Source organism: Ruegeria sp. YTSC106 (assembly GCF_059609765.1).
Map to the genome: position 1 here is coordinate 260,373 of NZ_JBXWMI010000002.1, position 22,523 is coordinate 282,895.

Here is a 22,523-nt window from a genome sequence, read left to right on the forward strand (position 1 = left end):
TACGACGCACGGAGAGGCCGCACTAGCGGCCCCTCCGGATCGGCGCCGGGATCCATAACTTCATGAAAATCAAAAGAATAATAAGTCACGTACTGCAGCACGACATGCCGGAAGTTTTGGGCTATTCGCAGCAGTATTATGACAAGCGGACAACCCATCTCGTTGAAGTTCAAACGGACGAAGGGGTGACAGGCTGGGGAGAGTGCTTTGGCCCCGGCAACATAGCAGTAGCAAACAAGTCCATCGTCGAAAAAGTAATCCAACCTATGGTGCTGGGTTTGGACCCATTGGACAAAGACGTGATCTGGCACAAGGTGTACAACCTTCTCCGAGATCATGGGCAAAGTGGAATGCCGATGCAGGCCTTGTCCGGGGTAGATATCGCCCTTTGGGACATCACGGGCAAAATCACTGGCCTCCCCCTCCACAAGCTTGTCGGCGGTGCGCATCGGACAAGTGTTCCGTGCTACGGCTACGGCATGATGCTGCGGGATGAACCGATTTCTGATCTGGCCAACCGTTTCGAAGATGAAGCTGCAAAGATCAAGGCAATGGGGTTTACCGCGACCAAAATGAAAACCGGCTTTGGTCCGAAGCCTGATGTAAAGCTGTGCGAGGCGGTGCGACGCGGAGTTGGTGACGACTTTCCTTTTATGGTCGATGCAAACCATGCCTATACGACTTCGGACGCATTTTTTGTCGGTCGTGCGTTGGAAGAACTGGACGCATATTGGTTCGAAGAACCCGTCGCGCCAGAAGACATTGACGGGTACCGCGAACTGCGCTCTTCGCTTAAAGTCAACATCTCGGGCGGAGAGGCGGTATTCAATCGCTGGGCCTGGCGCAATCTTCTTGAAAATCGCGGCATCGATATAGCGCAGCCAGAAGTATGCGCTTTGGGCGGTGTTTCAGAGTATCTCAGGGTACTGGCCCTATGCCACGCACATTTCACTCCGGTCGTAAATCACGTCTGGGGCAGCGCCATCGCCGTCGCAACTAATCTGCACCTACTGGCCGCCATGCCAGCGATTCCAGGCGGTTTGCATCCATGGGAACCAATGCTGGAGTTCGACACAACGGACAACAAGTTTCGGGACGATCTGCTGACCGTTCCGCTGGAAATTCAAAATCAGGTCAAGGCCAACAACGGCCGTGTCATGATCCCGACTGGCCCCGGACTGGGTGTCGAGCCGGATCGAGACTTTATCGATCACTACAAGATCGAAGGATAGGGACGAGGGTTACGCGATGCACAAGAATTCAGGCGGACCAATTGAATGGCTCATACCGTTGGCCTTCGTCGCGACTGCCAGTTGGCTTGTTTGGCATCTTCCAGCATTCCTGTTGGATTGGCTGCCTTACACCTCAGAATCTCTCAAAAGTCAGGTAACGGAAATCTACCTCCGCAGCGACGTCACGCCCGAAATGTCTGGTGTGTTCGGGGGGTACATCGACGTCATCGACGTGGCCGCGCTAGTGCTTTTACCTGTTCTTGCAGTGATTGGCACAAAGACCGTGCGCCCGGCGACGATGGAGTTCGAAGGCTCGACGGTTATGGACCGCGTCGCCCTGTTCATAGGCCGAGTTACGATGATGATGATAGCAATCATGACTGTCGTGATGCTCTACGAAGTCTTCATGCGCTACATACTGGAAAAGCCAACCGAGTGGGCCAACGAAATGACACTCTGGTTCGCCAGCTTTGTGTTTTTGATGTCTGGCTACTACGCCATGCAGCAACGCAGTCACATTAGAATATTCCTGCTGTACGATGCAGTTCCACGTTGGCTTCAGCGCGTTTTTGATACGGTTTCGACAATACTGATCGTGCTGTTTGCCTTCTTTCTGGTCTACGGCAGCTACAAACAGGTGTTCGTCAACAAGCTCTATAAATGGGAGCTCTATGGCTCCGCCTTCAATCCTCCGATCCCGGCGACATTGCAGCCGATGGTGCTGATCGTGATTACGCTCGTCGCAATGCAAGCAATTTTGAACCTGATCTCGGATTGGAACAAAGAACCGGAAATCCACACAGATGAACCGGATGAGGATGAGATTGAAATGATCAAGCGGGCGGTGGGACAAGACTGATGGATATTGGAACAATCTCACTCATCCTGATGGTCGCCCTGATCGTGCTTCTGGCGATCGGTATGCCCTTGGGTCTGGCCTCGGCCTCGCTTGCGGTTCTGGTTCTCGTCCTGAAGTTCGAACCTACACTTCTTTTGAACCCATTTTCATTCGGCGACGGCATTCTGACCGGCCGGCCGGGAACAGGGCCACTCTATATCCTGGCGCAGAAGATATACGGACTCTTAACGGACTACGTGCTCATATCCGTGCCATTGTTTATCTTCATGGCGTCGCTGCTAGAGCGGTCCGGGATCGCGCGCGACATGTATTCGTCGCTGAATGTCTGGCTGTCCAGAACACGTGGCGGCATCGCGATCGTGACCTCGATCATGGCGGTTATCATGGCGGCCATGTCCGGCATTATCGGCGGTGAGGTTGTCCTGCTGGGCCTTATCGCCCTGCCCCAGATGCTGCGCCTTGGCTACGATCAGAATCTCGCCATCGGCGTAATATGCGCCTCGGGGTCGCTGGGTACAATGATCCCGCCCTCGATCGTTCTGATCATCTATGGGCTGATCACCGAAACCTCGATCAAGTCGCTGTTCACCGCTTCGTTCATTCCCGGCTTCATGCTGGCCTCGATGATCATCCTGTACATTATCATCCGCACGCGGCTGAATCCTCACCACGCGCCGCTGCCTGAACCGGACCCGAACGACCCCGAACCGGTTGAAAAACGCAAGCTGTTTGCGGCCTTCATGAGCATCGTCGTAGCCGGTTTTTCCACCGTTCTGTTTGTCCGGGCCGCGTTTTTCGAGCTTTCTGGCTCGAACGCCGCCAGCCAGGGCGAACCAGCGCGATTGGGAACAGCTGACTACCTGCCCTGGTTTGCCGGCATCACGATCGTCGCCCTTCTGCTGATCTTCTTCGTCTTTGGCAGACAGCGCGCCAAAATCGGGTGGGAAATGGGCAAAGGTCTCGTCGCGCCGCTGGTCGTCATCGGCGTCGTGCTCGGCTCGATCTATGGCGGGATCACCGGCATCACCGAGGCAGCAGGCATGGGCGCCTTCGCCGTTCTGATCATCGCCATTCTGCGGGGCGAAGGATCATTCGAGCTGGTTTGGGACAGTTTGATGCGGACGCTGAAGTCCACCGGCACCATCATTTGGGTGACCATCGGGGCCGCCGCGCTGGCGGGTGCTTACACCATAGCCGGCGGGCCTCAATATGTGGCCGATCTGATCGTCGGGCAGGACCTGCCGACCATGCTGGTCATTCTGGTGATGATGCTGATCCTGCTGTTCATGGGCGCGTTCATGGATTGGGTCGGCATCGTCCTGTTGATCATTCCTGTCTTTCTGCCGATCGTCCTGCGCCTTCCCATTGAGGAAATCGGACTCATTGGCCAGTTGCAGCCGAGCCATGTCGCCATCTGGTTTGGCGTCGTATTCTGTATGAACATGCAGGTCAGCTTCCTGTCCCCCCCATTTGGCCCGGCCGCGTTCTACCTGAAGTCGGTGGCCCCTCCGCATATCAGCCTGACGGATATCTTCCGCGGCTTCCTCCCATTCATCGGGATCCAGTTGCTGGCGCTTTCCGTTCTTCTGATCTGGCCGGGCATCATCGCGCTGCTTTTGTGAGGTAACACCCATGCTGACACTAGATCAGATTGGCAAGTTCCAGACAGATGGATACCTCGTGGTCGAGGATGTAATTCCCGCCGATGTCCTGGATCGAGTACAAGCCGAATACTCGGATGTCCTGAACCGGCTCTATGATGGTTGGTACAAAAAGGGGCTGGTCAAGGACGAGCCGTCCGGAATGACCTTCTGGGACAAACTTCTGTCCGCCTATCAGGCTGGTTGCGATTATTTCCAGCCGCTGGACATCTCGTTGCCCGGCGATCGGATCATGGCGGACACACCTTTCCATATTGGGCCCGCCGTGTTCGACTTGCTGACGGCCCCTCCCATGCTGGACATCGTCGAGCAGTTGATCGGGCCAGAGTTGGTCAGCAATCCGATCCAGCACGTTCGGCTGAAGCCCCCTGCTCTCAAGCTGGCAAAGGACGAGGTTCGCGCGCACATCACCGCAACGGACTGGCATCAGGACCGGGCGGTTGCGTTAGAGGACGCGGACCAGACCGACATGGTCACGGTTTGGATTGCCGTCAACGATGCAACGGTCGAAAACGGCTGTCTGCAAGTGCTGCCAAAGACCCAGGATCAATCCATCCTGCCGCATTGTGCGCGGACGCAGACAGGTATTGCCGAGGGGTTCATTGACGAAGACCGCGCCCTGCCCCTGCCCGTCAAGGCGGGTGGGATCATCCTGTTTGACCCTTTGACGCCACATGCTTCGCTGGTCAATGAAACAGACAGGTTCCGCTGGTCGTTCGATATCCGCTTCAGCGCGGCAGGTCAGCCCACAGGCCGAGACCATTTCCCCAGCTTCATCGCAAGGTCCAGATCGTGCCCCGAAACCGAATTGCGGGATTGGCGTGTCTGCAAGGCCAACTGGGAGTCGGCGCGAGCAAGGCTGTCCGGACAGCCGCATATTGATATTCATCGGTGGACATCGGACTCGCCCTTTTGCGCCTAGATTCGGCCGCTAAGAAAGCTGATTATGACTTTTGTACGTTTAGATCGAACGGATAGTGTGGTGGTTGCCACTCGCCCCTTGGAGGCAGGCAGTGTTGTCGAGGATGTCACGACTAATGCGCGCATCCCTTCAGGTCACAAGGTCGCCATGCGGATGCTTGCGCCAGGCGAACCGGTCAGAAAATACGCCCAGATTATCGGCTATGCCACTCAACCGATCCAACCCGGCGATCATGTCCATACCCACAACGTCGAGTTCCGCAACACCAGCGTGAACTACGAGTTCGCGACGGATCTCAGGCCCACTAAACCCGCCACCTCGGTCGATACGTTCATGGGTTACCACAGGGACAGCGGCCGGGTCGGCACCCGCAATTATGTCGCGGTCCTGACCACCGTGAATTGTTCGGCGACAGCGGCTCGCATGATCGCAAATCACTTTACGCTGGAAAAGCTGGCCGAGTATCCGAACGTCGATGGCGTGGTGGCCTTTGTCCACGGAACGGGCTGCGGAATGGCCGATTCCGGCGACGGTTTCGAAGCTCTCCAACGAGTCATGTGGGGGTTTGCGAAACACCCCAACCACGCTGCCGTTCTGATGGTCGGTCTGGGCTGCGAGATGAACCAGATCGACTGGCTGCTGGACGCGTATGGGCTAAAGCAGAGCCCCACCTTCCAGACGATGAACATCCAGAACGTCGCCGGATTGCGCCGGACCGTGGAGATGGGCATCAGCAAGATCAATCAGATGCTACCCCTTGCCAATAAGGCACGGCGCAGCGAAGCCCCAGCGTCCGAACTTATGGTTGCGCTGCAATGCGGTGGATCGGACGCTTGGTCTGGTGTGACCGCGAACCCGGCGCTCGGACACGCCTGCGATCTGTTGGTCGCCCAAGGTGGCACGGGTGTCTTGGCGGAGACGCCCGAGATTTACGGAGCCGAACACCTTTTGACCCGCCGTGCCCTTGATCGCGCAACCGGGGAAAGGCTGATCGGACTGATCGATTGGTGGCAGGACTACACCGCCCGCAATCACGGTTCGATGGACAACAACCCAAGCCCCGGCAACAAACAAGGGGGTCTGACGACCATCCTTGAGAAATCGCTGGGGGCGGCGGCGAAGGGCGGAACCAGCCCTTTGACCGGTGTGTTCAAGTACGCCGAACCCATCACCAATAAGGGCTTCACCTTTATGGACAGCCCCGGATATGACCCGGCCTCGGTGACAGGGCAGATCGCGGCCGGGTGCAACCTTGTGTGCTTCACCACGGGGCGTGGCTCTGCCTTTGGATCCAAACCGGCGCCCACGCTGAAAATCGCCACCAACTCTGAATTGGCGACTCGCATGCCCGAAGACATGGACGTGGATGCGGGAGACATTCTGACCAAAGGGGTCAGCGTCGAAGAAAAAGGACAGGAAATATACCGACGGCTGCTACAAGGCGCCTCGGGCGCGCGAACCAAGTCCGAGGCCCAGGGGCTGGGTGACTACGAATTCGTTCCCTGGCAAATCGGAGCGATGATGTGAAACGGATCCTAGTAGCCGGCGGCGGATTGATCGGTATCCGCCACGTCCACGCTGTGATCGAGCATCCCGGCTGCATGTTGGTCGGGTTGGCCGATCCAGATGGCTCGATCCAGATCAATGCGCCACGTTTCGCCAGTATGGACGATGTGCAGGACCCGGTGGATGGCGTCATAATCGCAACGCCGACCCGCCTGCACACCGAAAACGGGATCCTGGCCGCGTCGCGCGGGTGGCACATGCTGATCGAAAAGCCGGTTGCCGCGTCGGTCAATGACGCCTTGCGCCTGAAGAGGATCGTCCGCCAGGCCGATGTCCGCAGCCTGGTGGGCCACCATCGGCGGTATCACAGCACCTTGCAGCACCTGAAGGAGGTGATCACACAAGGAACGATCGGACGGGTCATCAACGTCTCGTTGCTGTGGGCCATGCGCAAACCCAACAGCTATTTTGAACAGAACTGGCGGACTTCGGATGGCAGCCCGGTCATGATCAATCTAGTGCATGATATCGATGTACTGCGCTTTGTGATCGGAGAAATCTCGGATGTCGTAGCCCTGCCCGGCGCGTCGATCCGCGGATCGGATCGGATAGAAAGCGGCGCCGTCGCGATCGCCTTCGAAAACGGCTCGACAGGCACCATCAGCTTTGCCGACTCTGCGCCCAGCCCATGGGGGTTTGAGGCAGGAACCGGCGAAAACCCGAACATCGGCACGACCCGACAGGACATGATGTGGATCACTGGAACGAAGGGCGCTGTAAGTTTTCCTTCCATGACCCTGTGGCGTGGAAAGGATTGGGGCACTGCGGCCCAAAAAGACCAACTTCTGCGACCGAAACAAAAACGCGAGCCGCTGGAGGCCCAGTTGGATCATTTCCTTGACGTGATCGACGGCGCCTCACCGTTGATCGACGTCGAGGATGCGACCCGGACGCTCGAGGTCACATCACGGATAGAACAGGGGCTAAAAGCGCGGTCAGCTCGAGCGCGGGCGCCGACCTGAAGGAAATCCGGCCCCGGCGAAGAACCGGACCACCCAAAAACCTATGATTACACGCCGGGTAATATGTGCATCCGAACTTCAAAACCGCCCGCGCCAGACACAAGAATGAAAACCAGAGACATTTACGGAAAGGGAAACCAATGAGCAAACCATCAATCGGGTTTATCGGCCTGGGACTAATGGGTGGAGCCATGGTAAGCCGGCTGTTGGACCAGGGATACTCGGTCACGGTCTTGGGAAACCGCGACCGAACGCATCTGGACGACGCGATTGACCGGGGCGCCCGTGAGGCGCAAAACGCCCGAGATCTGGCACAAGCCAGCGACATCGTGATGCTGTGCATGGGAACCTCTGAACAGGTCGAGGGTCGTATGCGCGGTGCAGATGGCGTGATCGAGGGATTGAAGCCCGGGGCGATCGTCATCGACTTTGGCACCTCGCTTCCGGGCAGCACACGCGCCTTGGCCAAGGAGGTTGCCGCAGCCGGCGGAAGCTATCTTGATGCGCCTCTTGGCCGGACGCCCTCGCACGCGCTGGAAGGCAAGCTCAACATCATGACTTCCGGCGACAAGGCAGCCTTTGACAAGGCTGGGCCGACACTGAAGGACTTGGGCGAAAACGTCTTTTACCTTGGCCCTGTCGGATCGGGGCACACCATCAAGTTGATCAACAACTTCTTCGCAATGACCGTCGCGAACGCGATGGCCGAAGCCTTTGCAATGGCAGATATCACCGGCGTTGATCGCAGGCAGCTTTATGACGTGATGGCCGCAGGACCGCTGCATTCCGGAATGATGGATTTCGTCAAAGCCTACGGTGTCGAGAATGACCCGAACCAACTCGCCTTCGCCATCAAGAACGCGGCAAAAGACCTTGGGTATTATGACCGCATGGCGCGCGAGGCCGGTGTTACCAGCGTGATGTCGCAGGGCGCGCTTTCAGCGCTGAACGACGCGCGCGACCACGGTCAGGCGGATGACATGGTCAGCCAGATGGTTGACTACTACGTCAAGCGCTTCAACACCTGAACGATGGCCGTCACCGCCAACCCCACCGCGGACTTGCCGCGCCTGGGCATCGTGCTGATGCTGACAGCGTGGCTGTTCTTTTCACTGGTGGACCTTGGGGCCAAGTGGTTGGCGTTGGCCGGCGTGCCGGCATTTCAATTGGCGTTCATGCGTTACGCGGGACACTTCGTGATCTCGGTGGGTGTGATCGCCAAAGGCGGGATTGAGGCTGGCCGGTTCAAGACCGACCACCCATGGCAAGTCATCAGCCGGGCCTTGCTGCTGATCTCTGCGACCGTTTTCAACTTTTATGCCCTGCGGTTTCTACCTTTGACCGTCGTGTCAGCGATCATGTTCTCAAGCCCTGTCATCGTGTGTTTTCTGTCCGTTTTCGTGTTGAAAGAGAGCGTTGGCCCTTGGCGTTGGGCGGCCATCATCCTGGGCTTTCTGGGGGTTCTGGTTGTCGTCCGGCCGCTTGGCACGGCCTTTCATCCGACCATGTTGCTGATCGTCTACAACGCCACAGCGTTGGCCTTGTACTCGATGATGACGCGCAGGCTGTCCGGGGTTGTTGCCGTGGACACCATGCAGTTCTACCTCGGGCTTACCGGGACGGTGGTCCTACTGCCTTTCGCCATCTGGTTCTGGGTCCAGCCGGAAAACACCTGGAGCCTGATTGTTTTGATCGGTCTTGGCGTCTTTGGCTGGTGCGGGCATCAGCTGCTGACGAACGCGCATCGTTTCGGAACGGCGAACCAGTTGATGCCATTCACCTATTCGTTCCTGATCTACGTTGCGATCTGGGGCTATCTGTTCTTTGACACGATACCGGACGCATTCACATTGGCAGGGGCCGCGCTGATCATGGTTGCAGGCCTCGTAATCTGGAAAAGAGAAAAGAAATGACGCGAATTGCCTGTATCGGCGAAGCCATGATCGAATTGTCCATGCTGGAATCTGGCGCAAAGGTGGGCGTCGCTGGGGATACGCTGAACACCGCCATCTACATGCACCGCGCCGCTCCTGATTTGCAGGTGGAGTATGTAACATGTCTGGGCGACGACCCGTTCTCGGAGCGTATCGCGGGGTTCATCGCCAGTCATGGTATCGTGACATCCGGCATCCGCATCATTCCGAACGCCTCCCCGGGACTCTATGCGATCACGACATCTGCGAACGGTGAACGCAGCTTTACCTATTGGCGCAGCGAGGCAGCCGCCCGTCAGCTTTTTGGCGATCACGACTTCAGTCTGCTGAACGGCTACGACGTGCTGTACTTGTCAGGGATTTCCGTGGCCATTCTTCCGCACGAGGTGAGACTTGCGCTGCTGGACTGGCTCGAAGGCTCTTCCATCCGGTTAGTCTATGACAGCAACTTTCGTCCGCGTCTTTGGGACAGCATCGAGCACGCCCGGCAGATCAACCAACGGCTTTGGCAGCGTGCAGACATTGCCCTGCCGTCCATTGACGACGAGATGGCGCTGTTCGGGGAAAGCCCGGATCAGGTGGCGGCACGCTTTTCCGATCATCACGGCATCGGTGCGTTGAAACGCGGAGAGGATGGCCCCCTGTCGATCGGTCAGAACATTAAGCAGACCTATGAGCCTGCCAAAAACGTGCTGGATACCACAGCCGCGGGCGACAGTTTCAACGGTGGGTACCTCGCGGCCTTGCTGACCGGAAAATCGCAGGCCGAGGCCCTGATGGCCGGACACAATCTGGCATCCACTGTTGTTCAGGTCCGCGGCGCAATCATTCCTGGATAAGTGGCGCGAGATCCTCAGCGCCGACAAGGCGCAAAAGCGGCACTACCGGGTCTGGCTGTTTAACGGCCGAGGCGATTTCTGACGCGCAAGGATCGTTCAGCGCCCTGCCTTCGGCGGTCTCGGACATGCAATAGGAAATCCAGGCCTGCATCCCCGCGATCACCGCCTGAGAGCCGGTTATACGGAGTGTGGGAACAAACCGATACGGCAGCTTCTGACTGCCATCTATCGCGATTTGGTCCAGCCGGTGCGCCAGCTCGGGGTTTTCAAACCGGCGCAACAGGGACTCGGCATAGTCCGGGACCTGTGCTTGCAGTGCAGCGGGCAGCGTTGCGCCCGCATCTTTCATCAACTCGGAAACCAGCGGGCGCAAAACCGGGTCTCCAACCGCTTCGTGGACATAGGTCAAACCCCGCTCTAACCCGGCATAAGCCAACAGGGAATGCGCACCGTTCAACATGCGCAGCTTTCGCGTCTCGTGCGGAACCACGTCATCGACCAGTTGCACACCTGGCCAATCCGGATGCGGGCCGGCGAAACTATCTTCGATGACCCACTCCGAGAACGCCTCTGTCGGAACAGCCATAGGGTCGCCGCTGATTGCGCGAACGGCGTTCGTGGTAGCCGGGGTGATCCGGTCGACCATCGCGTTGGGAAAGCGAACAGCGTCCCAATTCACGTCCAGACCGGCTGCTTTCGAAAAATCGGCAACCGCTGTTTCAAGCGTTTTTCCGTTCTCCATACGATTGTCGCAGCTAAGCACCGTAACTGGCTTGCGCCGTTCCGCAAGGCCAAAGGCAAGAAACCCGATCAGCGTCGCAGGCCCTTGCCCCGCCAGATCGGCGGCAATCGCCGGGTCCTGAAGGTTCAGCTTGCCCGCCGCATCCAAATGATAACCTTTCTCGGTCACGGTCGCCGAGATGATCTCAGCATCCGCCATTACAGTGAAAACCGCTGCACGATCCTCGGGCGCGACCAGAACGTCCCGCAGAGTTTTGATGCGACGGACGCCCTGCCCCTGTACGCACAGATCGTATTCGAAGCCCTGTCGGGCCAATCCATCCCGAACCGAGGATGAACGCAGGCTGACGCCGACAACGTCCCATCCGCCGGCTTGATCGGTGTAATCCAGCAAATGCGCCCGGGCAAAGTTTCCGAGGCCGAAGTGAAGAATTGTACCCATTTAGCTTTGCAATCCGTAAACCTGTTTCGCCAGATCGACCGCCAGCAACCGCGCGAGATGCTCGGCACTGTCCCGCCCGAAATAGCCGCGCGCAACCTGCTCGACCAGATGAAGCGCCACACCCCGTCGCCACAGGTCGTGACGTGCCGGTATGGACAAAAAGGCCCGCGTGTCGTCATTGAATCCAGCCAGATTGTAATATCCGGCTGTTTCAACGACCTGATCGAAATACCGCGCAATCCCGGCTGGGCTGTCATGGAACCACCAAGGCGGCCCGATCCGAAGGCACGGCCAATGTCCCGCCATAGGGGCCAGTTCACGGGCATATGAGCCTTCGTCCAGTGTGAAAAGGATGACGCGCAGATCCGCCGTGTTTCCAACCCGGTTCAAAAGCGCCTCAAGGCCCGCAACCCAATCCATCGCGATTGGAATGTCAGCCCCCTTGTCCCGTCCGAATTCCCGCATCACCGCGTGGTTGGTGTTGCGCTTGCTACCGGCATGAATCTGCATGGTCAGACCATCATCGACGGACATCTGTGCCATTTCGATCAGCATATGCCCATAGAAGCGGCGGGCGTCCTGTTCGGTACCTTCCCGCCGTCTCAGCCGTTGGTAAAGCGCATCCGCGTCGCCAAGCCACTCGGTCTGCACGCGTTCAATACCGTGGTCGGTGGCCGTACAACCCAGTTGAATGAAATGAGCTCTTCGCATTCGCAGCGCGTTGAGGTAGCCATCATAGCTGCCCAGATCGCAGCCTGTCAGCTCCGCCAACTTGTCCAGGTTCTGTACGAATTCCGGGTCCGCCCCATCTAAAACCCCGTCAGGGCGGAAAGTCGGCACTACGCGCCCGCCCCAACCGCTTGTGCGGACAATCTGATGCTCCGCGAGATCGTCGAGAGCGGAATCAGTGGTGGCCAGAACCTCGATTCCGAACCTGTCGAACAAGGCCCTCGGACGAAATTCAGGTTGCGCCAGTTTTCCCGAAATCTCGTCATAGATCAGGTCGGCCGTACACGAGGACAAATCCTCAGACACGCCAAACGTTTCATTCAGCACGTAGTTCATCCAAATCCGGGATGGCGTCCCCAAAAACAGATGCCAATGCTCGGCAAAGGTGCGAAACACGGCGCGAGGATCCTTCTTGCGGCCCTCTTCGCCAACGCCAAGTTCGGACAATGGAACGCCTTGCGAATAGAGCATACGGAACACGTAGTGGTCCGGAACCACCAGCAGCTCTGCCGGGTTGGGAAACGGCGCATCGGTTGCAAACCACCCCGGATCGCAGTGACCATGCGGAGACACGATCGGCAGGTCCTTGATACCGAGGTACAGATCTTCTGCCATCCCTTTCAAACTACCAGTCAATTCTGCCTCCGATACAGTTGCCCGCAATTGTTAACACAGTTTTTAATGGTTGCATCTTTCCCGTTCGAACCCGCAGACTGACCGTGTGATCCGGGGGAATGAATGAATATTGCGCTGATTGGCTTGGGGATGGTTTCTGGCACGCATGTCGCCGCCATTCGGGCATCGGATCAAGGCCTCAGTCTTGCCGGAGTCCTCGGGCGCAATCCCGACAAGGCAGCTGAGTTCGCGCGGCGAAACGATACCCGCGCATTCAGCTCGGTCGAGGAAATCGCAAACGACCCAAACGTCGACTTTGCGATCATCGCAACTCCGCCTGATCAGCGCACAGAGTTGGTGCGGGTTCTTTCGACCGCTTCGAAACCGATCCTGATGGAAAAGCCCATCGAAAGAACGCTGGACGCCGCGACAGCCATCGTCGATCGGTGGGAGGCGTCAGGCGTGCCGCTGGGCATCGTCTTTCAACACCGCGCCCGCGCCGCCTCGCAAGCCCTGAAATCGGCAGTTGAACAAGGTGAGCTGGGCGCGATCGCAACGGTGGAGATACGTGTCCCCTGGTGGCGCGATCAGAGTTACTATGACGAGCCTGGTCGCGGAACTTATGCACGCGACGGAGGCGGTGTCATGATCTCGCAGGCAATCCACACGCTTGACCTTGCGATGTGGCTGCTGGGGCCGATCTCGGACATTCAGGCCGTGATGAGAAAAACTCCGTTGCACGATCTCGAAGCCGAGGATTGGGCAGGTGCTGTCTTTGAAATGAAAAACGGCGCAGTGGGCACATTGATGGCGACCACCGCCGAGTTTCCGGGGGCCGCTGAGTCCATCACCATACAGGGCACGCGCGCCAAGGCCTATCTGGAGTCAGGTGTCCTGACCTTGACCACATTCAATGGCCGGAAATCAACGGTTGGCGAAACCGCCGCCACAGGCGGAGGGGCCGATCCCATGGCGTTCACCCATGCGTGGCATCAAGCGGTCATCGAGGATTTTGCCAAGGCCGTTGCCGGTGAAGGGCAGCCCATGGCCACCGGACGCAGTGCCCTATTGACCCACGCCGTCATCGACGCGATGCAGATCGCCAATCGAACCGGCCAGAAAACACGAGTCGCCTCATGAGTCTGACCTGCGTCGCCCTTGGCCTGGACCACCGCCATATCTATGGCATGACGGAAAACATGCGCAAAATCGGCATGGACTGCGTTGGCTATTGGACACAAGGCGATCCGGAAACGCTGGCGGGCTATGTCAAAAGGTTTCCCGATATTCCGCGGCTGGCCCGACTGGAAGACGCCCTGAACTGCGGGGCGGATCTGGCGCTGATTTCGGCAATACCGGCGGATAGGGCCGCGTTGACAGTCCGCGCCATGCAGCACGGCATGGATGTCATGAGCGACAAGCCGGGCTGTACGACGTTCGAGCAACTCGACGATATCAAGCGAACGGTCGCGGACACCAGTCGAATCTGGTCGGTGAATTTTTCCGAACGGTTTGAAACGCCCGTCAGCACCCGGGCGACCGAGTTGGTCAAGGCCGGTTCGATCGGAAGCGTGATCCAGACGGTCGGTCTTGGCCCGCACCGATTAAACCGGGCAACCCGGCCGGAATGGTTTTTACAGCGTGACCGCTACGGCGGGATTCTGACCGACATCGCCTCGCATCAGATTGATCAGTTCCTGCACTACACAGGTTCAGAAACCGCGGAGATCACGAACGCCTATGTGGCGAACTACGCAAACCCGAACGATCCCGGATTGCAGGATTTTGGCGAAGTCAATCTGTGCAGCGAGAATGGTACCGGGTACATCCGGGTTGACTGGCTCACGCCGGATGCCCTGCCAAACTGGGGGGATGGTCGTCTGACAATCCTGGGCACCGAAGGATATATCGAGTTGCGGAAATACGTCGATGTAGGCGGGGCCTCTGGTACAGACCATCTGATCCTCGTCAACGGCGAAACCTGCCAAAAGATCGACGCAACCGACGCCGGCCTTCCCTACTTCGCGCGCCTCGTCGACGACATCCGCAACCGGACCGAAACCGCAATGACGCAGACCCACTGCTTTACGGTCATGGAACTGGCGCTGCGCGCGCAGGAATTGGCGGAACGCAGATGATCAACGTTGCGATCCTTGGCGCAGGTATCGGTGAGCAGCATCTGAACGCGCTGGAACGGCTTGGTCGCAACTTCCAGGTAGCCGCCGTTGTCGACCAGAATGCGGATCGGATCGAACAGATCCGACAGAACTCGGATTTTCGAGCACTGAGCAACATTCAGGACGCGCTGGATGATCCGACGATAGATGTCATCGACATCTGTCTGCCGCCCCATCTGCATGTACCGACCACCCTTGCGGCACTGGCCGCAGGAAAACACGTCGTCTGCGAGAAACCTCTTGCGACCTCGATGCAGGATGTGGATCGGATCACGGCAGCCGCACGCAGCGCAGGCAGGCAGGTGTTTCCGGTCTTTCAATACCGGTGGGGCTCGTCACTGGCACAATTGCGCCATCTGCAGCGCGCAGGCCTGACCGGAGCCGTCCAAACCGCCGCGCTGGAAACCCATTGGTCCCGAGGGGCAGACTACTATGCGGTGCCCTGGAGGGGAACATGGGCCGGTGAACGCGGCGGCGCAGTGCTGGGCCATGCGATCCACAACCATGATCTGCTGACTCATATCGCGGGTGATATCGCCTGGGTGTCCGCGATGGTCACAACGCGGGTCAACCCGATCGAGACCGAAGACTGCGCCGCAATCTGCTTTGGCATGACTTCCGGAGCATTGTGCACAAGCAGCATCTCCCTGGGCGCCGCCACCGACGAAACCCGCCTGCGGTTCGTCTTTGAAAAACTGACCGCGACTTCTGGCACGGAACCCTATGCTCCGGGTCAATCGCCTTGGACATTCGTCGCGCGGGACTCGGTGGATCAGGTCGCCGTCGACAACGCTCTTGCAGTCGCCGCGGTCGAGCCAACGGGGTTCGAAGGGTTCTTTACCGAAGTAGGCAAGGCTCTGCGGCTCGAGGCAAACTCGGCCGTTACGCTGCAGGACGGTGCTGCGTCCATCGGGCTCGTGACGGCGGTTTACCACGCGGCTCGTACCGGGCAGCGCGTTGCCCTTCCTATCAGGCCCGATCACCCGCTGTATGAAGGATGGCTGCCATGAAACAATGCTGGCGTTGGTTCGGCCCCGATGATCCGATCGTCCTGGCCGATCTCCATCAAATCGGTGTTCAGGGCATTGTAACTTCACTGCATCACATCCCGCCGGGAGAACCCTGGGACGAACCGAGCATCGCCGATCGGCAGGCGTTGCTGGCCGCTGCCGGGTACAATTGGGACGTTGTCGAAAGCCTGCCCGTCTCCGAGGCGATCAAGACGCAGTCCGCTGACATGGCAGAACATCTGCAGGCGTATAAGTCCAGCCTCAGGGCCCTGTCCGCCCGTGGTATCAAAGTCGTTTGCTACAACTTCATGCCAATCCTGGATTGGACGCGTACCGCCCTTCGCGCCCCGCAGCCGCACGGGGGAACGGCCATGCTGTTCGACCTGACGGATTTTGCAGTTTTCGACATACATATTCTAAAGCGGCCGGGCGCGTCCGAAGGCTATTCCAGCGCCGTCCAGCAAGCCGCCACGAACCGTTTTTTGGGCATGCCTGATCATTCCAGGGCCCAATTGAAGCACAATGTCACTGCGGGGCTGCCGGGCGCAAACGATCAGTGGAGCGTGCAGGACGTGCGCGCTTTATTGCAGACCTATGCTCAAATAGACCGTGACCGGCTTCGCGCAAACCTGATCGATTTCCTGTCCGAGGTCGCTCCGGTGGCTGAAGAGCAGGGGCTGCGCTTGTGCTGCCATCCGGATGATCCGCCGTTTTCGTTGCTCGGTCTTCCGCGGATCATGTCCAGCACCGATGACTACGGCGCCGTTCTGGATGCCGTTGATTTGTCGGCGAACGGCGCAACGCTGTGTACCGGGTCGTTGGGAGTGTCCCCCGAATTCGATGGACCGGACTTCGTGCGCAGGCATGGCGACCGGATTCACTTTGTCCATTTGCGAAACACCCGACGCATCGCAGGGTCAGACAGCCAGAAGCCGGACTTCTTTGAGGCCCCGCATCTGGAGGGCGACACCGACATGGTCAGTACTATTCGCGAATTGATGAACGAACAGCGCCACCGCAAATCCCATGGGCGTGGCGACTGGCAAATTCCGATGCGGCCCGACCACGGACAAGAACTGCTGAGCGATCTGGGCGGACACAGCACTCCCGGCTATCCGCTGATCGGACGAATGCGCGGGCTGGCGGAACTGCGCGGCATCATAGCGGCGTTCTCGTAACGCGTCGGGTCAGGCAGTTTCTTTCCGCCGCAACACTTCTTTGCTTGCCTGAACGCCGCATTCTTCGTTTACTTACGGCACGTAAACGGGCAGCGGGGTGTCTTCCGGACTCGCCCGAAGTCTGTTCAAGACGCGTGAAACTCCCGCGAAAACCGATGCGATTGGGCATCATTTTTCGAAACGTCTGCCACATGGCAATGGCGGAAGAACGGGAGAGGTTCAAATGAAAACCGCAGGCGTAATCGGTCTTGGCGACATGGGCAGCGGCCTGGCTAAAAACCTAATCAAGAACGGCTTTGAAACATCCGGTTTCGACCTGAGTGAGACTCGCTTGACGGCATTTGCCGACATGGGCGGCCTGCCCAAGGACAGCGTGGAACAGGTCGGCCGTCACGCCGCCAGTGTGTTTGTCATGGTTATGAACGGAGATCAGGCCCGCGATGTCATTCTGGGTGAAAACGGCCTGGTTGCGAACATGGCCAAAGGCGGAACGGTCATCCTGTCGGCGACCATTACCCCGGCCGAAGCAGGCGCTATCGGGCAAGACATGGAGGGCTCGGGCATCCACCTGATCGACACGCCGGTCTCGGGTGGGTTTCCCGGCGCGCAGAACGGCACACTGACGATGATGGCTGCCGGTCCTGAGGATGTGCTGGACCGAAATGCCGAAGTCATGCAGGCAGTGTCGGCAACCATTCATCGGGTCGGAGAAAACGCCGGCGACGGGCAAACCGTGAAAGCCTGCCTGCAATCCCTTATCGGATCGATCTTTTCCGCCACATTCGAGGCTGCGGCCCTGGCGGCCAAAGCCGGTGTCAGCGGTCAGGCATTGCTTGATGTTTTCTCCTCATCCAGCGCGGGGTGCGGCGTCGTGAATACCGCCCTTGAAAACATCATTGATCGCAAGTTCGAGGCCACCGGTAGTCATATCGCAACCATGCATAAGGACCTGACGATCTCTCTGGCACTAGCCGGTGCGTTGGGCGTTCCAATGCACACAGCGTCATCCGCAATGCAGATCTTTCACGCAGGAAAAACCAAATACCCGAAAGGCGACAACTGGGTGTGTACTCGCGTCATCGAAGAGATCGTTGGCGCAGAATTGCATCGCTGAGGGGGAGCGAACATGAAACTAGGTGTGATTTGCGACGGCATTTCCCGCGATCTGCGGCATGCCGTGGACGTGATGGACGAGTTCGGCTTGGACTATGCAGAGCTTCAGTTCGTTGGTGATACGGAGGTCGGGGACCATTCCCCGCAGGAAATTGCCGAGATCGATGCGCTCTTGCGCGACCGGGGCAAGCCTGTGTCATGTTTGTCGCGCCATATCTTTGCAGGGATGACAGCTGCCAACAGGCCAGGCGACGATCTGCACACTCGGCACATGGACGCCTTGAAACGCGTGATCGACATGGCGCATATCGTGGGGTCTTCGCTGGTTCGGATCATGACCCAACGAAAAGAGCAGATACTCTGGGGAAAAAACGGCGCCGAGAAGTGGAACGTAGCGCATGGGGTATGGAACTCGATGCCCCCGCTTATCGCGCCTGCGGTTGAACTGGCAAGAACTGAGGGGGTGAAGCTTGTCGTGGAAACCGGAAACGGCACACTGGTCAATTCCAACTATACGGCCCGCAAGCTGATTGACGAGTTGGACGCAAAAGACGCGTTGAAAGTGCTGTGGGACCCTGGAAACAACTGCTGGTGTCATGAACTGGCATACCCGGATGGCTATGAAGAACTGCGCGGCGGCTACGTGGGTCACATTCACATCAAGGACGTGAAGGTCGACACGCCGCGGGCAACGCTGGAAGTGTGCCGCATGGGTGAAGGCCAGCTTGCGCCTCTGCTTCAACCCATCGCCGACGCGCTCAGATCCGACGGCTATGATGGCGTCATTTCCTTCGAGAGTGTTTATCACCCCGGCAACGGAAACTTCGAAGATGGTTTTCGTCTGTGTGTGGACAGGTTTAAAAGCCTGTTTGCATGAACATCGAGGCAAACAGCGTTACAAATTCAATGGATGCACCGTAAAGCTGAACGCCAAATGGGGTGTAGGAGACTGGGCGCGTTCGCGCGGGATCAGGAAAAGGGCCTGCTGGATGAAACAAGAGTTTTTTAACCTGTCAATTGAAACGTCCGGCAAATCCCTCACCGACATCAGCGGGATCGTTCAGCGTGCGGTGTCTGAACATGGATTTGGCTCGGGCCTGCTGACCCTTTGGTGCGTCCACACGGGTGCTGCGCTGTTGGTGCAGGCCAATGCCGATCCCGAGGTACTCAAGGATATCGAGACGTTCTTCGAGGAACTCATACCCAAGTCACCAGGCAAGTATCACCACCGCCCGACCGAGGACGACAACGCTCCGTCGCATCTGCGGGCGCTGTTGACGCAAACTCAAGTATCGATCCCGGTCGAACAGGGGCAGCTTCCGTTGGGTCGCGTGCAAAGCCTGTACCTGTTCGAACATCGCTAGACGCCCAAAACGCGCCGATTGAAGGTGCACTACATCGGGACTTGACGCTTTGGGTCAAATGGTGCGTTGCCGGTGCTACCGACCCATCCACCCCCCGTCGACGACAAGGATTTCTCCGTTGACGAAGTCCGACGCGGCAGAGGCAAGAAAGACCACCGGTCCGGCAAAATCATCGGGCGTACCCCAACGACCCTGTGGTGTTCGTTCCAGGATCGACTTCGACCGGACCGGATCGTCCTGCAGGGCCTGGGTATTGTCGGTCGCGATGTAGCCGGGGGCGATCGCATTCACGTTCACGCCCTGCCCGGCCCATTCGTTGGCCAATGCCTTGGTCAGCTGTCCAATCCCACCTTTCGAGGCCGAATAGCCTGGCACAGTGATCCCTCCCTGAAATGTCAGCAACGAGGCAGTGAAGATGATCTTTCCCGAACCCCGAACCAGCATGTCCTTGCCGATCTCGCGAGACAGAACGAACTGCGAGGACAGGTTCACCTCGATCACTTCGTCCCACCAGTCGTCCGGGTGCTCGGCGGCGGGTTTGCGTTTGATTGTACCGGCGTTGTTGACAAGGATATCAGGGGCTTGTCCGTCGGCCCTCAACTGATCAATGAACCCATGCAGCGCGGCCCGATCCGAGAAGTCGCATTGGTAAGCCCGGAAATTGCGCCCCATCGCCGTGACTGCTTTTTCGACATCCGACCCGGACAGCTCGAGCGAGGCAGACACGCCGATGATATCGGCTCCGGCCGACGCCAGTGCCTCGGCCATGCCGCGCCCGATGCCGCGTTTGCACCCGGTCACAAGGGCGGTCTTTCCCGTCAGGTCGAAACTTTGCAAAACACTCATGAACGCGGTCCTACTTCGATCAGGCTTTTCATTGCGGTTGGGCTGCTATCCAGTGCTTCGAACGCGGCCTGAATGTCTGACAGAGGGTTGACGTCGGTAATCACAACATCCGCGTCCACTCCGCCCGAGGCAACAACTGCGATGGCTTTTTCATAATCCTCTGGCTCATAGACCCGAGCACCGATCAGCTGCAGCTCTCGCCAGAAGAACTGGAACAGGTCGATCTGGGGCTTTTGAGCATGGATCGCGACCATTACGATCCGGGCCCGCGTCGCGGCAACCGCGGTCATCGCATCAACACCGGGCTGCGTTCCCGACACCTCGAAAACCACATCTGCACCCTTGTCGCCCGTGCGTGCGTTAATCGTGGCCACCAGATCGGATTCGGTCGGGTTAATCGTGTCAAAGCCAAGTTTTTCGGCTATCGCCAGACGGTTCGGATTCACCTCGGAAATCACAACATTTCCACCTGCATCCCGCGCGACCATGGCAACCAGGATACCGATCGGGCCGCCGCCGATAACGACAACGTCCTCAGCAGGTTGCAGGCCAGACAGGCGCACATCGTGGCAAGCAACGGCGATTGGCTCGATCAATGCTGCGTGATCCATGCGCAAGTCGTCCGGCAGAACGTGCAATGTGTGGGCCGGAACGGTCCATATCTCTTGCATGGCGCCATCGGTATCCAGGCCGAGAAACTTGAGATTTTGGCAGATATGCTGATGCCCCCGCTTGCAGGCCGGGCATTCGCCACAATGATCAAGCGGCCGGACAACGACCTTCTGGCCGGGTTGTACCGTATGCACCCCCTCGCCCACTGCTTCGACGACACCAGACATCTCGTGCCCGATCACCCGGTTCAGGCCGACACGGGCATCCATGTTGCCGTGGTAGACGTGCATATCCGTCCCGCAAATCCCACAATAGGCAACGCGAACCGCAGCCTCGCCGGGGCCCGGAGCCGTCGCTTGGGCTTGCTCTACAGCAAAGCTCTTGTTGCCCCTGTAGTATGCCGCAGAGATCGTCTGGGTCGTCATGTATGCATCTCCCTGTGTTCCGCGTTCAATTTGTCCCAGTCGAATTCTATTCCGGTTCCCGGAGTATCCGGGGCTACTGCCAGACAGTCTTCCACAACCAGCGGACGGGTCGTGTACTGGTCTATTGGGAATGAGTGTACTTCTAGCCACCCTGCTTTGGGTTGCGCAGAAACAAGGCTGACATGCAGCTCCTGCATCCCATGACTGCAAACCGGAATACCGTGCTGTGCGCTTAGCGCGGCCACGCGCAACCAGCCGGTGATCCCGCCGCAGTTTGAGGCATCGGGCTGGATGAAACTCAGCTTCGCGTCATCGAAAGCGTATTCGAACTCGTGTATGGTGTGCAGGTTTTCACCCATGGCAAGGGGAACGCTTGTCGCTTCGGCAATTCGGCCATAGCCTTTGTAGTCATCTGGAATAGTCGGTTCCTCAAACCACAAGATATCGCAGTCGGCGAACCCTCGGGCCGCGACGATTGCCTGTTCGACGGTCATCGAATAATTCGCGTCAACCATGAAGAACCGGTCCGGTCCCAACATCTCGCGCACCGCCCGGGCACGCGCAAGATCGTCGGCCAGATCCGGTTGCCCGACCTTGATCTTGACTGCGTTGAACCCACGCGCAAGGTAACCTTCGGTCTGGCGCAGCAGTTTCTTCAACGAGAAATTCAGGTCGATCCCGCCAGCGTAGGCCTTGCATCGTTTGGACGCTCCGCCGGCCATCTGCCACAATGGCGCATTCTGCGTTCTGCCGCGAATATCCCACAGGGCAATATCCACGGCGGAGATGGCAAACGAGGCGATCCCGCCCCGTGCGACGTAGTGCACGTGCCACTGCATGGCATCGTACAGGCTTTCGATCTGTTCGGCGTCTTTTCCTACAAGGAACGGCGCCAGGTCATGCTGGATCATCGCCAGGATGGCATGACCTCCCTTGCCCCCCGTATAGGTATACCCGACCCCCTCGATCCCATCCGTCGTTTGAATGGTGACGGTGATCAATTGAAAGAACGTGTGATCCCCATGCTTGGCATCGACCAGGACTTCGGCGAGCGGGACGTTGAACAGCCGCGCTGAAACACTTTCTATGCGATTCACGAACCTAAGACCTTCTGCTGCCTAACAATAACCCGAGACTGTAAAAGGATGACCGCAAAAAGAAAGACTCCACGTATGACCATCTGCCAATAGGCACTGAAACTGATGTTGCCCCGACCGTTTTCAAAGTTCAGACACGCTTGCATCACAGGCAACGCGCCGCATAATCACTACGACGGATGAGCCAAACTCTCTCATA

Annotated in this window: 21 protein-coding genes; 16 read left to right on the forward strand and 5 right to left on the reverse strand. The window is 58.2% G+C overall.

The annotated features are described in order from the left end of the window. The first annotated feature begins 62 nt into the window (after positions 1–62). The 9 genes from AC2FEB_RS03550 to AC2FEB_RS03590 all read left to right on the forward strand — a co-directional run bounded on the left by AC2FEB_RS03550 (position 63) and on the right by AC2FEB_RS03590 (position 9,975). Positions 63–1,232, forward strand: a complete 1,170-nt coding sequence (locus AC2FEB_RS03550; protein WP_496671968.1) for a mandelate racemase/muconate lactonizing enzyme family protein — start codon at positions 63–65, stop codon at positions 1,230–1,232. Positions 1,233–1,248: 16 nt separating this feature from the next. Beyond that, positions 1,249–2,091 carry a TRAP transporter small permease subunit gene (locus AC2FEB_RS03555; RefSeq protein WP_254683807.1) on the forward strand — a complete coding sequence of 281 codons (843 nt, stop codon included), beginning with the start codon at positions 1,249–1,251 and terminating at the stop codon, positions 2,089–2,091. Beyond that, positions 2,091–3,713 (forward strand): TRAP transporter large permease, encoded by a 1,623-nt coding sequence (locus AC2FEB_RS03560; protein WP_117869161.1) that lies wholly within the window; start codon positions 2,091–2,093, stop codon positions 3,711–3,713. Before AC2FEB_RS03555 ends, AC2FEB_RS03560 begins: the two co-directional genes overlap by 1 nt. Positions 3,714–3,723: 10 nt before the next feature. Next, positions 3,724–4,674: a phytanoyl-CoA dioxygenase family protein gene (locus tag AC2FEB_RS03565; protein WP_496671963.1), complete on the forward strand. Its 951-nt coding sequence runs from the start codon at positions 3,724–3,726 to the stop codon at positions 4,672–4,674. Positions 4,675–4,698: 24 nt separating this feature from the next. Then, complete coding sequence (locus tag AC2FEB_RS03570) at positions 4,699–6,201, forward strand: UxaA family hydrolase (RefSeq protein ID WP_496671960.1); 1,503 nt, start codon at positions 4,699–4,701, stop codon at positions 6,199–6,201. Beyond that, complete coding sequence (locus tag AC2FEB_RS03575; RefSeq protein ID WP_117869164.1) at positions 6,198–7,202, forward strand: Gfo/Idh/MocA family protein; 1,005 nt, start codon at positions 6,198–6,200, stop codon at positions 7,200–7,202. The genes AC2FEB_RS03570 and AC2FEB_RS03575 overlap by 4 nt, the downstream gene beginning before the upstream one ends. A 65-nt stretch (positions 7,203–7,267) precedes the next feature. Then, a complete protein-coding gene (locus AC2FEB_RS03580) occupies positions 7,268–8,230 on the forward strand; it encodes an NAD(P)-dependent oxidoreductase (protein ID WP_256369667.1) in 963 nt (320 codons plus the stop codon). A 3-nt stretch (positions 8,231–8,233) separates the two neighbouring features. Further along, complete coding sequence (locus AC2FEB_RS03585) at positions 8,234–9,115, forward strand: DMT family transporter (RefSeq protein ID WP_496671956.1); 882 nt, start codon at positions 8,234–8,236, stop codon at positions 9,113–9,115. Further along, positions 9,112–9,975 (forward strand): sugar kinase, encoded by an 864-nt coding sequence (locus tag AC2FEB_RS03590; protein ID WP_117869167.1) that lies wholly within the window; start codon positions 9,112–9,114, stop codon positions 9,973–9,975. Before AC2FEB_RS03585 ends, AC2FEB_RS03590 begins: the two co-directional genes overlap by 4 nt. On the opposite strand, the gene AC2FEB_RS03595 is transcribed toward AC2FEB_RS03590, so the two are convergent. Both AC2FEB_RS03595 and uxaC read right to left on the reverse strand, forming a co-directional pair. Next, complete coding sequence (locus tag AC2FEB_RS03595) at positions 9,962–11,158, reverse strand: mannitol dehydrogenase family protein (RefSeq protein ID WP_496671953.1); 1,197 nt, start codon at positions 11,156–11,158, stop codon at positions 9,962–9,964. The two genes, AC2FEB_RS03590 and AC2FEB_RS03595, sit on opposite strands and share 14 nt — an antisense overlap. Then, positions 11,159–12,523: a glucuronate isomerase gene (gene uxaC / locus AC2FEB_RS03600; protein ID WP_496671950.1), complete on the reverse strand. Its 1,365-nt coding sequence runs from the start codon at positions 12,521–12,523 to the stop codon at positions 11,159–11,161. Between the two features lie 102 nt (positions 12,524–12,625). Here uxaC and AC2FEB_RS03605 point away from each other — a divergent pair, with 102 nt between their 5' ends. The 7 genes from AC2FEB_RS03605 to AC2FEB_RS03635 all read left to right on the forward strand — a co-directional run bounded on the left by AC2FEB_RS03605 (position 12,626) and on the right by AC2FEB_RS03635 (position 19,344). After that, positions 12,626–13,642 (forward strand): Gfo/Idh/MocA family protein, encoded by a 1,017-nt coding sequence (locus AC2FEB_RS03605; protein WP_496671947.1) that lies wholly within the window; start codon positions 12,626–12,628, stop codon positions 13,640–13,642. Further along, a complete protein-coding gene (locus tag AC2FEB_RS03610; RefSeq protein WP_496671944.1) occupies positions 13,639–14,640 on the forward strand; it encodes a Gfo/Idh/MocA family protein in 1,002 nt (333 codons plus the stop codon). The genes AC2FEB_RS03605 and AC2FEB_RS03610 overlap by 4 nt, the downstream gene beginning before the upstream one ends. Further along, entirely contained in the window at positions 14,637–15,689 is a 1,053-nt protein-coding gene (locus tag AC2FEB_RS03615) for a Gfo/Idh/MocA family protein (RefSeq protein ID WP_496671941.1), read from the forward strand. Before AC2FEB_RS03610 ends, AC2FEB_RS03615 begins: the two co-directional genes overlap by 4 nt. Further along, positions 15,686–16,867, forward strand: coding sequence for a mannonate dehydratase (gene uxuA / locus AC2FEB_RS03620; RefSeq protein ID WP_496671938.1), 1,182 nt, complete (start codon positions 15,686–15,688; stop codon positions 16,865–16,867). The genes AC2FEB_RS03615 and uxuA overlap by 4 nt, the downstream gene beginning before the upstream one ends. A 223-nt stretch (positions 16,868–17,090) precedes the next feature. Beyond that, positions 17,091–17,981: an NAD(P)-dependent oxidoreductase gene (locus tag AC2FEB_RS03625; protein WP_496671935.1), complete on the forward strand. Its 891-nt coding sequence runs from the start codon at positions 17,091–17,093 to the stop codon at positions 17,979–17,981. A gap of 12 nt (positions 17,982–17,993) precedes the next feature. After that, positions 17,994–18,857, forward strand: a complete 864-nt coding sequence (locus AC2FEB_RS03630; protein ID WP_117869174.1) for a sugar phosphate isomerase/epimerase family protein — start codon at positions 17,994–17,996, stop codon at positions 18,855–18,857. A 112-nt stretch (positions 18,858–18,969) separates the two neighbouring features. Beyond that, a complete protein-coding gene (locus AC2FEB_RS03635; RefSeq protein WP_496671930.1) occupies positions 18,970–19,344 on the forward strand; it encodes a secondary thiamine-phosphate synthase enzyme YjbQ in 375 nt (124 codons plus the stop codon). A 75-nt stretch (positions 19,345–19,419) separates the two neighbouring features. On the opposite strand, the gene AC2FEB_RS03640 is transcribed toward AC2FEB_RS03635, so the two are convergent. The 3 genes from AC2FEB_RS03640 to AC2FEB_RS03650 are packed head-to-tail and all read right to left on the reverse strand — an operon-like array spanning position 19,420 to position 22,324. Beyond that, a complete protein-coding gene (locus AC2FEB_RS03640; protein WP_117869176.1) occupies positions 19,420–20,190 on the reverse strand; it encodes an SDR family oxidoreductase in 771 nt (256 codons plus the stop codon). Further along, complete coding sequence (locus AC2FEB_RS03645) at positions 20,187–21,227, reverse strand: zinc-dependent alcohol dehydrogenase (protein WP_117869177.1); 1,041 nt, start codon at positions 21,225–21,227, stop codon at positions 20,187–20,189. The genes AC2FEB_RS03640 and AC2FEB_RS03645 overlap by 4 nt, the downstream gene beginning before the upstream one ends. Further along, positions 21,224–22,324, reverse strand: coding sequence for a mandelate racemase/muconate lactonizing enzyme family protein (locus tag AC2FEB_RS03650; protein ID WP_496671923.1), 1,101 nt, complete (start codon positions 22,322–22,324; stop codon positions 21,224–21,226). The genes AC2FEB_RS03645 and AC2FEB_RS03650 overlap by 4 nt, the downstream gene beginning before the upstream one ends. Positions 22,325–22,523: the final 199 nt, after the last annotated feature.

Excerpts from the sequence above, each read along its gene's own strand:
- AC2FEB_RS03550 (WP_496671968.1), top strand. The coding sequence starts at position 63 with ATGAAAATCAAAAGAATAATAAGTCACGTACTGCAGCACGACATGCCG.
- AC2FEB_RS03555 (WP_254683807.1), top strand. The coding sequence starts at position 1,249 with ATGCACAAGAATTCAGGCGGACCAATTGAATGGCTCATACCGTTGGCC.
- AC2FEB_RS03560 (WP_117869161.1), top strand. The coding sequence starts at position 2,091 with ATGGATATTGGAACAATCTCACTCATCCTGATGGTCGCCCTGATCGTG.
- AC2FEB_RS03565 (WP_496671963.1), top strand. The coding sequence starts at position 3,724 with ATGCTGACACTAGATCAGATTGGCAAGTTCCAGACAGATGGATACCTC.
- AC2FEB_RS03570 (WP_496671960.1), top strand. The coding sequence starts at position 4,699 with ATGACTTTTGTACGTTTAGATCGAACGGATAGTGTGGTGGTTGCCACT.
- AC2FEB_RS03585 (WP_496671956.1), top strand. The coding sequence starts at position 8,234 with ATGGCCGTCACCGCCAACCCCACCGCGGACTTGCCGCGCCTGGGCATC.
- AC2FEB_RS03590 (WP_117869167.1), top strand. The coding sequence starts at position 9,112 with ATGACGCGAATTGCCTGTATCGGCGAAGCCATGATCGAATTGTCCATG.
- AC2FEB_RS03595 (WP_496671953.1), bottom strand. The coding sequence starts at position 11,158 with ATGGGTACAATTCTTCACTTCGGCCTCGGAAACTTTGCCCGGGCGCAT.
- AC2FEB_RS03605 (WP_496671947.1), top strand. The coding sequence starts at position 12,626 with ATGAATATTGCGCTGATTGGCTTGGGGATGGTTTCTGGCACGCATGTC.
- AC2FEB_RS03610 (WP_496671944.1), top strand. The coding sequence starts at position 13,639 with ATGAGTCTGACCTGCGTCGCCCTTGGCCTGGACCACCGCCATATCTAT.
- AC2FEB_RS03615 (WP_496671941.1), top strand. The coding sequence starts at position 14,637 with ATGATCAACGTTGCGATCCTTGGCGCAGGTATCGGTGAGCAGCATCTG.
- uxuA (WP_496671938.1), top strand. The coding sequence starts at position 15,686 with ATGAAACAATGCTGGCGTTGGTTCGGCCCCGATGATCCGATCGTCCTG.
- AC2FEB_RS03625 (WP_496671935.1), top strand. The coding sequence starts at position 17,091 with ATGAAAACCGCAGGCGTAATCGGTCTTGGCGACATGGGCAGCGGCCTG.
- AC2FEB_RS03630 (WP_117869174.1), top strand. The coding sequence starts at position 17,994 with ATGAAACTAGGTGTGATTTGCGACGGCATTTCCCGCGATCTGCGGCAT.
- AC2FEB_RS03635 (WP_496671930.1), top strand. The coding sequence starts at position 18,970 with ATGAAACAAGAGTTTTTTAACCTGTCAATTGAAACGTCCGGCAAATCC.
- AC2FEB_RS03640 (WP_117869176.1), bottom strand. The coding sequence starts at position 20,190 with ATGAGTGTTTTGCAAAGTTTCGACCTGACGGGAAAGACCGCCCTTGTG.
- AC2FEB_RS03645 (WP_117869177.1), bottom strand. The coding sequence starts at position 21,227 with ATGACGACCCAGACGATCTCTGCGGCATACTACAGGGGCAACAAGAGC.